The sequence below is a fragment of the Ruegeria sp. BHSC037 genome (assembly GCF_059613045.1).
This window is the reverse complement of record NZ_JBXWRT010000005.1, coordinates 82,747-95,514: the sequence shown is the minus strand read 5'-3', so window position 1 is coordinate 95,514 and position 12,768 is coordinate 82,747. Positions and strand designations below refer to the sequence as shown.

Below are 12,768 nucleotides of genomic sequence, written 5' to 3'. Positions count from 1 at the left end.
GGCCCTCCACAAGCCAGCGTGGCCCGTTCGTCTATCGGTTAGGACGCCAGGTTTTCAACCTGGAAAGAGGGGTTCGATTCCCCTACGGGCTGCCACTTGTGCTTGTGCAAGGCTTGCGTGGCCCGTTCGTCTATCGGTTAGGACGCCAGGTTTTCAACCTGGAAAGAGGGGTTCGATTCCCCTACGGGCTGCCACTCTTACTTTTCACCAAATCCATGGCGTTCCGTCGCTGGTGAACTGTTCACAGCCCGGGTCTGGCTGGGTCTGAGGTTCGGCGTCGACACTTTTCGGGTGGCTGGGCAACACAGCCCGACGCGTCCTCATCGCCCGCGACGCTACGTCGAACCCATTTAATGCCTCATTAATTCAAGATCTTACCTCATATCTCTGAGAGATCAAAACCGGGTGCCGCCTCAATTACTAATTTTTTAGTTTGACAGACTCGCGGAAAATCGCCGATGCTGCCTTTCATCCGGGTCGCACCGGAGAACCATAAATCTTGGGAGGAGAAAGATGCGGAAACATCTTTTGTCCGCAGTGGCGGCGGCTGCCGTCATTGCGGGGCACGGTCCGGTTTGGGCCGACGAAGCCGCAGCCAAACGCTGGATCGACGACGAATTTCAGCCATCCGCCTTGTCGAAAGACGAGCAGATGGCGGAGATGCAGTGGTTCATTAAGGCTGCTGAACCCTTTGCCGGAATGGAAATCAACGTCCTGTCGGAAGGCATCCCGACCCATTCCTATGAATCCGAGGTTCTGACCAAGGCATTCGAGGAAATCACCGGCATCAAGGTCAACCACCAGATCCTGGGTGAAGGCGAGGTCGTCCAGGCCGTTCAAACCCAGATGCAGACCGGTCGGAACCTGTATGACGGCTATGTCAACGACAGCGACCTGATCGGGACGCATTCGCGCCTGCAACTGGCCTATCCCCTCTCGGACATGATGGAAGGCGAATGGGCGGCTACGACCTCTCCAACGCTGGATCTGGACGACTTCATGGGCATCCAGTTCACTACCGGGCCGGACGGCAAGCTGTACCAGCTGCCCGACCAACAATTCGCCAACCTGTACTGGTTCCGCAAGGACTGGTTCGATGATGAAGCCAACAAGGCCGCATTCAAGGAAAAATATGGCTATGATTTGGGCGTTCCGGTCAACTGGTCGGCCTACGAGGATATCGCCGAGTTCTTCACCGAGGACGTCAAGGAAGTCGACGGGGTCGCGATCTATGGCCACATGGATTACGGCAAGCGCGCGCCCGACCTTGGCTGGCGCATGACCGATGCCTGGCTGTCGATGGCTGGCGCCGGCGACAAGGGCGAGCCCAACGGTATCCCTGTCGATGAATGGGGCATCCGCATGGAAGCGGGCACCTGCAACCCGGTCGGCGCTTCGGTGTCGCGTGGCGGTGCCGCGAACGGCCCGGCGGCGGTCTATGCGATCCGCAAATGGGACGAATGGCTGCGCAAATACGCGCCTCCGGGTGCGGCGTCCTATGACTTCTACCAGTCGCTGCCCGCTCTGTCGCAAGGCAACGTGGCTCAGCAGATCTTCTGGTACACGGCCTTTACCGCCGACATGGTCAAGCCCAAGTCCGAAGGCAACAACACCGTCGACGACGAGGGCAACCCGCTGTGGCGGATGGCGCCCAGCCCGCATGGTCCCTATTGGGAAGAAGGTCAGAAGGTTGGCTATCAGGACGTGGGATCGTGGACCTTCCTGAAATCCACCCCGTCGGATCGGGCACAGGCCGCGTGGCTGTACGCTCAGTTCGTGACGTCCAAGACCGTCGATGTGAAAAAGTCCCATGTGGGTCTGACCTTCATCCGCGACAGCTCGGTCAATCATGAGTCATTTACCGAACGCGCACCCAAGCTGGGTGGCCTGGTCGAGTTCTACCGCTCGCCCGACCGCGTGGCATGGTCGCCGACCGGCATCAACGTTCCCGACTACCCCAAGCTGGCCCAGATCTGGTGGCAGCAGATCGGCGACGTGAACTCGGGCGCCTTCACCCCGCAAGAGGCGATGGACCGTCTGGCCGAAGAGATGGACATCACCATGGCCCGTATGCAGGCTGCGGATGAAAGCGCTGGCGTTTACGGCGGCTGTGGTCCGCGCCTGAACGAGCCGCGCGACCCCGAATATTGGCTGAGCCAGCCGGGCGCGCCGAAGCCGAAGCTGGAAAACGAGAAGCCGCAAGGCCAGACCGTCAACTATGACGAACTGGTGGCACGCTGGCAGTCCCAGTAAGCCACTACTCCCCGGGGGGCGCCGGTACCGGCGCCCCTTGCCAACCAAGACCAAACAGCGTTGCCACGCGCTGCGGGATCGGAACCCACGGACATGATCGAATTACAAGACGCGACCAAGCGGGTCGGCACCGTTACCCATATCAAACCCACGTCCCTGACGCTGCAGACCGGCCATTTCAACGTGCTTCTGGGCGCGACCGGGTCGGGCAAGACATCTCTGATCAAGATGATGGCCGGCCTGGATCCGATTGCCTCGGGCAAGGTTCTGATGGACGGGCAGGACGTGACACGGCTGAGCACTCAGAAACGCAAGATCAGCCTCGTCCATCAGTTCTTCGTGAACTACCCGCATATGACTGTATTCGACAATATCGCCTCGCCGCTGCGCGTGGCCGGAATGGCGCAATCCGAGATCGAAGGCCGCGTGGAAGAGGCCGCCGACCTGCTGCAACTGCGCCCGATGCTGCACCGTCGCCCGCATGAACTGTCGGGTGGCCAACAGCAACGCACCGCTCTGGCCCGCGCCATCGCCAAGGACAGCCGCGCGGTATTCCTGGACGAGCCGCTGGCCAATCTGGACTACAAGCTGCGCGAGGAATTGCGCGAGCAATTGCCCGAGCTGTTCGCCGGGCGCGGCGCCGTGGTGGTGTATGCCACGTCCGAACCCGAAGAGGCGCTGCTGCTGGGCGGCTACACCGCCTTGATGGAGGACGGCCGCGTGACTCAGTTCGGCCCGACGGCGGACATCTATCGCAATCCCGAAAACCTCGCCGCCGCGCGGGTGTTTTCCGACCCGCCCATCAACGTGGCCCGCGTCACGATCACCGGTGGCCAGGTTCAGTTGGCCGGCGGCGGCACATGGCGGCTGAGCGAGGGCATCAGCCTGTCCGACGGGCAATACAAGGTCGCCGTGCGCCCGCACCGCGTCACCCCCGTGCGCGCCTCGGCCGATGACGTCGAGCTGACCGGCCGCGTGATCGTGACCGAACTGTCCGGATCGGATTCCAGCGCGCATTTCCAGCATGGCGAAGACGCCTGGGTGTCGCTGGCCGCCGGGGTCCACCCCTATCAGGTGGGCGAGGACCACACATTCTACATGAACCCGGCCCATTGCCGGTATTTCGGCCAAGACGGCAAAAGGGTGGCCTGACATGGCACAGATCAAGCTTGCAAACCTCAAACACAGCTACATGCCATCGCCGCAAGGCCCACAGGACTATGCGCTGAAGGAAATCGACGTAACCTGGCGTGATGGCGGGGCCTATGCTCTGCTGGGGCCATCGGGCTGCGGCAAGTCCACGCTGCTGAACATCATCTCGGGTCTGTTGACCCCATCCGAGGGGCAGATCCTGTTCGACGACCGCGACGTGACCGCCCTGCCCCCTGATCAGCGCAACATCGCGCAAGTGTTCCAGTTTCCGGTGATCTACGACACGATGACCGTCGGCGAGAACTTGGCCTTTCCGCTCAAGAACCGCGGCGTCGATCCGGCGACGATTAAGCGGCGCGTCGACGAGATCGCCGAGATGCTGGATGTCACCGACATGCTGAACACCCGCGCCAGCGGCCTCAGCCCGGACAACAAGCAGAAGATCTCGATGGGCCGCGGTCTGGTCCGCGACGACGTGAACGCAGTGATGTTCGACGAGCCGCTGACCGTGATCGACCCGCATCTGAAATGGAAGCTGCGGTCCAAGCTGAAAGAGCTTCACCAGCGCGTCAAGGCGACGATGATCTATGTCACACACGACCAGACCGAAGCGCTCACCTTCGCAGACGAGGTGGTTGTGATGCAGGAAGGCGAAGTGGTCCAGATCGGAACTCCGGTCGAGCTGTTCGAGCGCCCGCAACACACATTCGTGGGCCATTTCATCGGCTCGCCCGGCATGAACGTGCTGCCCTGCGAGGCGCGGGGCGACCGTGCCCTGTTCGAAGGGCACGAGGTGATGCTGGAAGGTCCGGTCAGCGGCACCGGCGGTCGCACCGATCTGGGAATCCGGCCCGAATATGTGGGCTTTGGCCCCGATGGCATCCCGGCCCATATCACCAAGGTGGCCGATATCGGGCGGCACTATGTGGTCAGCGCCATGGTCGGCACCAGCCCAGTGAAGGCGGTGACCGAACACGCGCCCCCCGAGCCCGGATCGCAAGTCTGTCTTCAATTCAAACCTGAACAGACGCGCGTCTATCGTGACGGCTGGATCGCAACCGAGGAGCGCGCCCGATGAGAACGGAAAATCAGAAAGCGTGGTTCTTTGTCCTGCCGGTGCTGGCGCTGGTGGCGTTCAACGCACTGGTGCCCATGATGACGGTGGTCAACTACTCGGTCCAGGAAACCTTCGGCAACAACCAGTTCTTCTGGGAAGGGCTGGGCTGGTTCGAACAGATCCTGCGGTCTGACCGCTTCCAAGCGGCGCTGGGGCGACAGTTCCTGTTCACCGCGCTGATCCTGATGATCGAGGTGCCGCTGGGCATCATCGTGGCCTTGTCGATGCCGCGCAAGGGCTTCTGGGTGCCGGTCTGCCTGGTGCTGATGGCCCTGCCGATGTTGATCCCGTGGAACGTGGTCGGCTCGATGTGGAACATCTTCACCCTACCCAAGATTGGCTTGCTGGGGTATTTCCTGAACGACGTGCTGGGCATCAACTATGACATGACCCAACAACCGCTGTCGGCCTGGATCACCATCGTGGTGATGGATGTCTGGCACTGGACCTCGCTGGTTGTGCTGCTGTGCTATGCCGGTCTGGTGTCCATCCCCGACGCCTATTACCAGGCAGCCAAGATCGACGGAGCAAGCCCGTGGTCGGTGTTCCGCTATATTCAGCTGCCCAAGATGAAGACGGTTCTGACCATCGCGGTTCTGCTGCGGTTCATGGACAGTTTCAACATCTACACCGAACCCTTCGTTCTGACCGGCGGCGGTCCCGGCAACTCGACCACCCTGCTGTCGATCGACCTGGTGAAGATCGCGCTGGGACAGTTCGACCTTGGCCCCGCGGCCGCGATGAGCCTGATCTATTTCGCCATCACGCTGCTGGTTTCCTGGGTCTTCTACACCCTCATGACAAAGGATGACGCGCAATGAAGAAGCGGTCCCTCATCCCGATCCTGTATATCGCGTTCCTGATGTTGCCGATCTATTGGCTGGTGGCGATGTCCTTCAAGACCACGAACGAGATCCTGTCAGGCTTCTCCCTTTTTCCCCAGACCTTTACGCTGGAGAACTACAAGGCCATCTTCACCGATCCGACGTGGTATTGGGGCTATATCAACTCGATCACCTATGTGACGATCAACACGGTCCTGTCGGTCTGCGTGGCGTTGCCTGCGGCCTACGCGTTCTCGCGCTATCGGTTCCTGGGCGACAAGCAGCTGTTCTTCTGGCTGCTGACCAACCGCATGGCCCCGGCGGCCGTGTTCGCCCTGCCCTTCTTTCAGCTGTATTCGTCGATCCACCTCTTCGACACCTACCTGGCGGTGGCACTGGCGCACACGCTGTTCAACGTGCCGCTGGCAGTGTGGATCCTGGAAGGTTTCATGCGCGGCATCCCGAAAGAGCTGGATGAAACCGCCTATGTCGACGGCTATTCCTTCCCCCGGTTCTTCGTCACGATCTTCCTGCCCAACATCAAGGCGGGCGTGGGCGTGGCGGCATTCTTCTGTTTCATGTTCTCGTGGGTGGAAATGCTGCTGGCCAAGACCCTGACGGCGGTTGAGGCCAAACCGATCGCCGCCGTGATGACCCGCACCGCGTCCAGCGCAGGCTACGAGCTGGGCCTGCTGGCTGCCGCAGGCACCCTGACCATCATCCCCGGCGCCATCGTCATCTGGTTTGTCCGCAACTACATCGCGCGCGGTTTCGCGATGGGACGTGTATGAGGTTCGACATGCGCAAACTCCTTCTCTCCTTCTCCCTGCTCGCCCCGTCCTCGGCGCTGGCGCAAGCCAAGGCCGGCTGGGGCAATGTCGGTCAGGAAGAACCCAAGGGCTTTTCCTGGACCGACCCGCTGTGGCCCGATTTCTGGATGGCCTGGACCCCGGCAACGCTGGCGGTTTTCGTGGGCATCTTCTCGGCCATCGCCCTGATCGGGGTACTCGAGGTGGTCAAGTTTCGCGACGGGATCGAACGCCGGGGCGTGCTGGGCCTGACCACCACATTGGGCGACCGGCTGTTCATCACCCTGCTGGGTTCGGCCTATATCTTTCTGGCCTGGCTGGGGCTGGTCGGCCAACCGGTCTGGACCCCGCTTTTCCTGTCGATCGGCTGGGGCATTTTCGTTTTCTGGAAAGTTTAGGCTTTGCGCAACCGTGAAAGGATGCTTGTCTGGCAAGCATAACAGGCAAAATGGTGACACCGAAACCGATGCGAAAGAGAAAGACAGGAAATCTGCTGACCGAGGTTGAACTGGAGTTCATGAACGAGCTTTGGGCACTTGGCGAAGGCTCGGTACGCGACGTGCTGGACCGGCTGCCGCCCGAGCGGAACCTGGCCTACACCTCGGGCGCGACGATCCTGCGTATCCTGGATGAAAAGGGATTTGTCCAAAGCCGCAAGGATGGCAAAACCCTGATCTATCGCCCGCTGCTTGAGAAGGACACCTATCAGGCGCGGTCGCTGCAGAACCTGTCTCGCACGTTGTTCGATGACACCCCGGCCTCGCTGGTGGCACGTCTTGTCGATGACGCCGGCCTGACCGAAGCTGATCTGGAGGAAATTCGAGCACTGGTAGAGAGGAGACTGCAAAATGACAGCGGTTAAACCGGTACTCGACGCCTATTTGGACCTGAATGTCGTGCTGGCCTTGTCCGCGCTGATCTGGCTGGCCGCCCGGGCGGCGTTGCGCCCAACGGTGCAGCGGCACAATTTCATCGTTCAATTGCGTGTGCTCAAGGCGCTTTGCCTGTGTGTTCTGCTCAGCCCGGTTCTGGCGCTCACGGTGACCGCACTGTCCGCGCAAATGTGGCCCGGACGCGCCGTGGCCATCGGGGACATCGCCGTCGCGGCCTATCTGCGGGGCGACATCGCCATGCCGGCGACCCAGTTCGAGGCCTTGCTGAACACACGCCAGCGCTGGGTCGATCTTGTGCTGTCCGGTCAAAGCCCGGTTCTGACCGGGCTTGTCGCGGCGCTGATCCTTGCCGCGCTGCGCATTCTGGCACGGACGGTTCGGGATGCGCTGGCCATTCGCGAAACCGTTCAGAGCAGCTTCCTCTGGCGCCGCTCGACCCGCGTGGACGTGCGCCTCTCGGACCGGATCACCGTTCCCTTCGCTGTGCGCGGTCTGCGCCGCCGCCATGTGGTGCTGCCCAGCCATCTGCTGGACACCCCGCGCGAGCTACGCTTTGCGCTGGCACATGAACTCGAGCATGTCCGCGCCCGAGACGTCGAATGGGAGCTTGGATTCGAACTGCTGCGTCCGCTGTTGTTCTGGAACCCGGCCTTCTGGCTGCTGAAATATCAGTTCAGCCGTCTGCGTGAGCTGTCCTGCGACCAATCCGTGGTCATGCGCCGCGGAATCGACGCCCGCGACTATACCAAATGTCTGCTGGATTACTGCGCCAGAACGGTCTCGCAGGGCCGCCCGCGTGTTCTGAACGTGGCCCTGGTTCCCGGTGGCAAGGCCAAGCGGGTCCTGCGGCAGCGGGTGATCGCCCTGGCCGACGCGCCCCGACTGAACGCGCCCGTGCCCGCCTTCTTTCTTGCGACGACGCTGATCTTTGCCGTTCTGGTGGCATTCGCGGCGGCATCGTTCCGCCAGACCCAGGATTGGAGCCACGACAGGCTGATGCTGTCGACGGTGGTCAATCTTGAACGGCTGGAAGCGCGCAACAACGGGAACTGACCGCCGCCGTCACCTATACACGCCCCACGGACCAAAGCGCGGCGCGGCGATCCGCGCCGGCCCAGAACAGCGGGCCGGACCATCACCGGACAGGCGGTCAAAGTCACGCATCATCGACCGCATGATTGCAAACGGATCGTTGCGTCGGTTGAATGCAGGTGCAAGCATGCGCGTCCTCCTCTGGTGTCGTTTCCCGGGCGCCACCTGTGACGTATCGCGCCGCCCCCCCCCCCCGACAGAGATCGGACATGCGGCAAGTCGGGCCGCCCCGAGGGCAGCGCAGTGTAGTCGCGTCAGTCATCTGTTCCCGTCCTGGCGAACGGCTGGCGGTCCGCTGTTTCAGCCGAACCTGTCACGTAACCACGAAACCCCAATCGGGCGTCTCACAACCGGCCAAAGTTTCGTTGAAACCAGATTTCAAGTGGGCGCCGAGAGAATTTTTCGCGACCTCCGAGATGGGCAAGACGTGCTTTCTTTCAGCATGTTAAACCGACAGTCAGATGCCGGCACGTTCCACGGCACCTGTTTCGCGTTGCTGGAACCTGCCGCGTGTCCGGTTGGCGAAAGTCACCAGCGACAGCATCACCGGCACCTCGACCAACACACCCACTACCGTGGCCAGAGCCGCACCCGAGTTCAGGCCGAACAGGCTGATGGCGACGGCCACCGCCAGTTCAAAGAAGTTCGACGTGCCGATCAGCGCGCAGGGCGCCGCGATCCGGTGCGGCACGCGCAGGGCAAAGGCCGCCGCGTAGGCCACCGCAAAGATCCCGTAGGACTGGATCAGGATCGGCACGGCGATCAATGCAATGACCGCCGGCCGGTCTAGGATCACCTGCCCCTGCAGTCCGAACAGGATGACGACGGTCGCGATCAGGCCGACAACACCCCACGGCTTGACCCGGTCGCGGAACGCCGCGATCCGCTCAGCCGAGCCCAGCCGGTTGCGCGTCCAGACACCCGCCGCCAGTGGCAGTGCCACGAACAGGACAACCGACAGGACCAGCGTCTGCCACGGAACGGAAATGTCGGTCACGCCCAGCAGGAAGGCCACGATCGGAGCGAAGGCAAAGACCATGACAAAATCATTCACCGACACCTGCAGCAGGGTATAGTTCTCGTCCCCCTTGGTCAGATGCGACCAGACGAACACCATTGCCGTGCAGGGTGCCGCACCCAGCAGGATCAGCCCCGCGATATATTGCTGGGCATCGGCGGGCGCGATCAGGTCGGCGAAGACGTATTCGAAGAACAGCACGCCCAGCGCCGCCATGGTAAAGGGCTTGATCAGCCAGTTGACCACCAGAGTGATCGCCAGCCCTTTGGGCTGTTTTACCACGTCGCGCAGGCTGCCCGGGTCCACCCCTACCATCATCGGATAGACCATGGCCCAGATCAGCACCGCCACCACCAGGTTGACATTGGCCACCTCGGCCGCCGCGATGGCCTGAACCAAACCCGGCGCGAACGAGCCGATGGCGATCCCAGCGGCCATGGCCAGCGCGATCCACAGGGACAGATACCGTTCAAATACGCTCATGCCGAGATCTCCGAAGTTGTTTGGGGCTGCAAGCGCCCCGCCGCCACGGCGGACACCGAGACCATGGCGGCCGCCGTCCCCAGCATCAAGGGCAACCCGCCCCATTGATAGGTCAGCCCAGACAGCAGCGTACCCAACAGCCGCCCGCCCGCGTTAGCCATGTAGTAGAACCCCACATCCATCGTCACCCGCTCGGCCTGGGTGAAGGCCAGGATCAGGTAAGAATGCAGCGAGGAATTCACCGCAAAGACCGCGCCAAAGGCCAGCAGACCACCCACCAGCGTCAGCGTCAGCCATGGCGTCGGACCAGAGGACAGCAGCGCGGCCACCGTCAATAGGGCCGGCACACAGGCTAGCCCCCAGGCCCAGCTGCGCGCCGCTGCGACCAGATCGGCCTCATCCCGCGCCCCTGCCCGCAGCAGGCGCGGGGCGGCGGCCTGAAAGATGCCATACAGAATGACCCACATGGCCATGAACCCGCCGATCAGAAAAAAAGCCGCGCGGTTGCCTGCTTCGCTGCCATCCGACAGCACAGCATAAAAATAGATCGGGATGCCGACGACGAACCAGACGTCGCGCGCCCCGAACAGGAAGACCCGCGCCGCGGACAGCCAGTTCACATTGGCCGATTTCGAAAAGACCTCGGAAAACTTCGCGCCCTTGCGCCCTTTAGGCAGCCCCGGCGGCATCGCCAGCAGCACCGCCACCAAGATAAGGAACAAAACCCCCGCCATGCCCAGCACGGCACCCGTGAAGCCGAGCTCGGCCAACAAGGCCGCCCCCAGCAGGAAGCCCAGCCCCTTGACCGCGTTCTTCGACCCTGTCAGCACCGCCACCCAGCGGAACAGCCCGCCGCCTTCTGTGGGGGCCAACAGCTTGACTGCCGATTTCGACGACATCTTGGTCAGGTCCTTGGCCACTCCGCTGGCGCCCTGCACGACCATCACGAAGGCGACGGACACACCGATGGTCCAGCCCGGATCCAATTGCGCCAGCGCCAGCAACGCCAGCACCTGTATCGTCAGCCCTGCGTACAGGGTCGCGGTCAGCCCGAACCGCGCGGCGATCCACCCGGCGGCCAGGTTGGTGGCCATCCCGGCGATCTCGTACAGCACGAACAAATAGGCCAGCTGGACCGGTGAAAAGCCCAAAGTGTGAAAATTCAGCAGCACAAGCATCCGCAGGGCGCCGTCGGTCAGCATGAAGGCCCAATAGGCTGCCGTGACGGCCATATAGGCCGACAGCCCGTCCGGACGTTGGGAAGCGCGTGTCAAAGCGATGCCCCGACCATCATCGCCACATCCACCAGACGGTGCGCATAGCCCATCTCGTTGTCGTACCAGGCATAGACCTTTACCTGCGTTCCGTTCACCACCATGGTCGACGGTGCATCCACGATGCTGGACCGGGTGTCATTGGTATAGTCGGTCGAGACCAGCGGACGCTCCTCATAGCCCAGAATGCCGGCCAGAGGCCCCTCGGCCGCGGTCTTGAAAAGGGCGTTCACCTCTTCGGCCGTCGTTTCGCGTTCAACCTCGAACACGCAATCGGTCAGCGAGGCATTCAGCAGCGGCACCCGCACCGCATGCCCGTTCAGCCGCCCCGTCAGCTCGGGATAGATCAGGGTGATCGCCGTGGCGCTGCCGGTGGTCGTGGGGATCAGCGAGTTCAGCGCCGACCGGGCACGGCGCAGGTCCTTGGCCGGACGGTCCACGATCGTCTGCGTGTTGGTCACGTCATGAATCGTGGTGATCGAGCCGTGCCGGATGCCCAGGCTCTCGTGGATGACCTTGACCACCGGGGCAAGGCAGTTCGTGGTGCAGCTGGCCGCGGTCACGATGCGGTGGCGGGCCGGATCATAGGTGCCTTCGTTCACGCCAAAGACGATATTGGCCGTATCACCATCCTTGACCGGAGCCGAGACCACCACCTTTTTCAGGCCGGCGTCGAAGTAAGGGGCCAGCTTTGCCTCGGTCTTGAAAACTCCGGTGCAGTCGATGATGACGTCGACGCCCTCAAGCGGCAGCTCCGACAGGTTGCGGGTTCCGATGAAGGGCAGCCGCACGCCGTCAATGGTGACCGAGTTTTCGTCATGACTGAAGTCGGCGGCCCAGCGGCCATGCACGGTGTCGAACTCCAGAAGATGCGCGTGCATCGCGGGGTCCCCCACCGCATCATTGATCCAGGCGATCTGCGCGCCTTTCTCAAGCAGAGGTTTCAGGGCCAGCTTGCCGATGCGGCCCAAGCCGTTGAGAGCATAAACGGTCATGAGGTTTCTTCGGTATGGATCCGGCCGATGTCATCCACGGCGTTCTGAAGAGATATGCGATCCAGGGTTTCAAGCGGCAGCGATGAAAAGGTCAGGATTCGGTTGCGGATCGCGTCGTAAGCATCTTGAAAGGCACAAGTTTTCTGCTCTTGCGTCCCGTCGGCTCCGACCGGATCGGGCACGCCCCAATGCGCGCTGATGGGCTGGCCGGGCCAGGCGGGACAGTCTTCGTTCGCGGCCTGATCGCAGACCGTGAACACGAAATCGAAATCCGGCGCGCCCGGGGTTTGAAGCTCGGTGATGGTCTTGGCGCGCAAATCCGAAATGTCATGGCCATTGAGCTTCAGCACCTGCAAAGCAACCGGGTTCAACGCAGCCCGGGCCCGGGTGCCGGCCGAATACACGTTGAACCGGTCGCCCGCCTCGTCCCGCAGGATCGCCTCGGCAAAGATCGACCGCGCCGAATTGCCGGTGCAGATGAACAGCACATTCAGCTTCCGGTCCCGATCGGTCTTGTCAGACGTGGTGCAGGAAGCGGGCGCGCAGATCTCGGGGCGGCCGCGGCAGCAGTCCAGCAGCAAATAGTCGATCGTCCCGCGCACTGCCGCCATCTCGATGGCATAGCGCAACGAGGTCCCTGCCCGCTCCTGCGAAACCAGGCCCACCTGCAGCAATGCACTCAGGTAATTCGACAGCGTGTTGGGCTTTAGCCCCAGCGCGCGCGCGATCTCCGAGGCCGGGACGCGGTCGGGATAGCGCCGCATCAGCAGCCGAAATACGGTAAGCCGCTGTGGATGTCCCAGGGTGGACAGACGTTCGGGAATCATTTTTTCCATATTTCATGAATATTCGAAATTA

At 62.2% G+C, this 12,768-nt stretch carries 13 protein-coding genes and 2 tRNA genes; 10 read left to right on the top strand and 5 right to left on the bottom strand.

What is annotated here, in order from left to right:
• Positions 1–20: 20 nt before the first annotated feature.
• The 10 genes from AC2FMN_RS06510 (at position 21) to AC2FMN_RS06465 (ending at position 8,101) form a co-directional block, all read left to right on the top strand.
• Positions 21–95, top strand: a tRNA-Glu gene (locus AC2FMN_RS06510).
• A 24-nt stretch (positions 96–119) separates the two neighbouring features.
• Positions 120–194, top strand: a tRNA-Glu gene (locus AC2FMN_RS06505).
• A 319-nt stretch (positions 195–513) separates the two neighbouring features.
• Positions 514–2,253 (top strand): ABC transporter substrate-binding protein, encoded by a 1,740-nt coding sequence (locus AC2FMN_RS06500; RefSeq protein WP_496679539.1) that lies wholly within the window; start codon positions 514–516, stop codon positions 2,251–2,253.
• Between the two features lie 93 nt (positions 2,254–2,346).
• On the top strand, positions 2,347–3,405 hold the full coding sequence (locus AC2FMN_RS06495; RefSeq protein ID WP_496679538.1) for an ABC transporter ATP-binding protein: 1,059 nt from the start codon (positions 2,347–2,349) through the stop codon (positions 3,403–3,405).
• Between the two features lies 1 nt (position 3,406).
• Positions 3,407–4,483: an ABC transporter ATP-binding protein gene (locus AC2FMN_RS06490; protein ID WP_496687032.1), complete on the top strand. Its 1,077-nt coding sequence runs from the start codon at positions 3,407–3,409 to the stop codon at positions 4,481–4,483.
• Entirely contained in the window at positions 4,480–5,343 is an 864-nt protein-coding gene (locus AC2FMN_RS06485; protein ID WP_005983941.1) for a carbohydrate ABC transporter permease, read from the top strand. Before AC2FMN_RS06490 ends, AC2FMN_RS06485 begins: the two co-directional genes overlap by 4 nt.
• Positions 5,340–6,137 carry a carbohydrate ABC transporter permease gene (locus AC2FMN_RS06480; RefSeq protein WP_475143518.1) on the top strand — a complete coding sequence of 266 codons (798 nt, stop codon included), beginning with the start codon at positions 5,340–5,342 and terminating at the stop codon, positions 6,135–6,137. Before AC2FMN_RS06485 ends, AC2FMN_RS06480 begins: the two co-directional genes overlap by 4 nt.
• A gap of 146 nt (positions 6,138–6,283) precedes the next feature.
• Entirely contained in the window at positions 6,284–6,553 is a 270-nt protein-coding gene (locus AC2FMN_RS06475; RefSeq protein ID WP_370797609.1) for a DUF2160 domain-containing protein, read from the top strand.
• Positions 6,554–6,621: 68 nt separating this feature from the next.
• A complete protein-coding gene (locus AC2FMN_RS06470; RefSeq protein ID WP_005983946.1) occupies positions 6,622–7,017 on the top strand; it encodes a BlaI/MecI/CopY family transcriptional regulator in 396 nt (131 codons plus the stop codon).
• Entirely contained in the window at positions 7,004–8,101 is a 1,098-nt protein-coding gene (locus tag AC2FMN_RS06465; protein ID WP_496687031.1) for a M56 family metallopeptidase, read from the top strand. Before AC2FMN_RS06470 ends, AC2FMN_RS06465 begins: the two co-directional genes overlap by 14 nt.
• Before the next feature lie 9 nt (positions 8,102–8,110).
• Here AC2FMN_RS06465 and AC2FMN_RS06460 read toward each other — a convergent pair whose 3' ends face one another.
• From AC2FMN_RS06460 to AC2FMN_RS06440, 5 genes are all read right to left on the bottom strand, one after another.
• On the bottom strand, positions 8,111–8,269 hold the full coding sequence (locus AC2FMN_RS06460) for a hypothetical protein (RefSeq protein WP_496687030.1): 159 nt from the start codon (positions 8,267–8,269) through the stop codon (positions 8,111–8,113).
• 328 nt (positions 8,270–8,597) lie between these two features.
• Positions 8,598–9,641 (bottom strand): ACR3 family arsenite efflux transporter, encoded by a 1,044-nt coding sequence (arsB, locus tag AC2FMN_RS06455; RefSeq protein WP_496687029.1) that lies wholly within the window; start codon positions 9,639–9,641, stop codon positions 8,598–8,600.
• Entirely contained in the window at positions 9,638–10,915 is a 1,278-nt protein-coding gene (gene arsJ / locus AC2FMN_RS06450; protein ID WP_496687028.1) for an organoarsenical effux MFS transporter ArsJ, read from the bottom strand. Before arsJ ends, arsB begins: the two co-directional genes overlap by 4 nt.
• Positions 10,912–11,910 carry an ArsJ-associated glyceraldehyde-3-phosphate dehydrogenase gene (locus tag AC2FMN_RS06445; RefSeq protein ID WP_496687027.1) on the bottom strand — a complete coding sequence of 333 codons (999 nt, stop codon included), beginning with the start codon at positions 11,908–11,910 and terminating at the stop codon, positions 10,912–10,914. Before AC2FMN_RS06445 ends, arsJ begins: the two co-directional genes overlap by 4 nt.
• The gene (locus tag AC2FMN_RS06440) at positions 11,907–12,746 is read right to left on the bottom strand and encodes an arsenate reductase/protein-tyrosine-phosphatase family protein (protein ID WP_496687026.1); all 840 of its coding nucleotides are present in this window, start codon (positions 12,744–12,746) and stop codon (positions 11,907–11,909) included. Before AC2FMN_RS06440 ends, AC2FMN_RS06445 begins: the two co-directional genes overlap by 4 nt.
• Between the last annotated feature and the right edge of the window lie 22 nt (positions 12,747–12,768).

Excerpts from the sequence above, each read along its gene's own strand:
- AC2FMN_RS06500 (WP_496679539.1), top strand. The coding sequence starts at position 514 with ATGCGGAAACATCTTTTGTCCGCAGTGGCGGCGGCTGCCGTCATTGCG.
- AC2FMN_RS06495 (WP_496679538.1), top strand. The coding sequence starts at position 2,347 with ATGATCGAATTACAAGACGCGACCAAGCGGGTCGGCACCGTTACCCAT.
- AC2FMN_RS06490 (WP_496687032.1), top strand. The coding sequence starts at position 3,407 with ATGGCACAGATCAAGCTTGCAAACCTCAAACACAGCTACATGCCATCG.
- AC2FMN_RS06485 (WP_005983941.1), top strand. The coding sequence starts at position 4,480 with ATGAGAACGGAAAATCAGAAAGCGTGGTTCTTTGTCCTGCCGGTGCTG.
- AC2FMN_RS06480 (WP_475143518.1), top strand. The coding sequence starts at position 5,340 with ATGAAGAAGCGGTCCCTCATCCCGATCCTGTATATCGCGTTCCTGATG.
- AC2FMN_RS06475 (WP_370797609.1), top strand. The coding sequence starts at position 6,284 with ATGGCCTGGACCCCGGCAACGCTGGCGGTTTTCGTGGGCATCTTCTCG.
- AC2FMN_RS06470 (WP_005983946.1), top strand. The coding sequence starts at position 6,622 with ATGCGAAAGAGAAAGACAGGAAATCTGCTGACCGAGGTTGAACTGGAG.
- AC2FMN_RS06465 (WP_496687031.1), top strand. The coding sequence starts at position 7,004 with ATGACAGCGGTTAAACCGGTACTCGACGCCTATTTGGACCTGAATGTC.
- AC2FMN_RS06460 (WP_496687030.1), bottom strand. The coding sequence starts at position 8,269 with ATGCTTGCACCTGCATTCAACCGACGCAACGATCCGTTTGCAATCATG.
- arsB (WP_496687029.1), bottom strand. The coding sequence starts at position 9,641 with ATGAGCGTATTTGAACGGTATCTGTCCCTGTGGATCGCGCTGGCCATG.
- AC2FMN_RS06445 (WP_496687027.1), bottom strand. The coding sequence starts at position 11,910 with ATGACCGTTTATGCTCTCAACGGCTTGGGCCGCATCGGCAAGCTGGCC.
- AC2FMN_RS06440 (WP_496687026.1), bottom strand. The coding sequence starts at position 12,746 with ATGGAAAAAATGATTCCCGAACGTCTGTCCACCCTGGGACATCCACAG.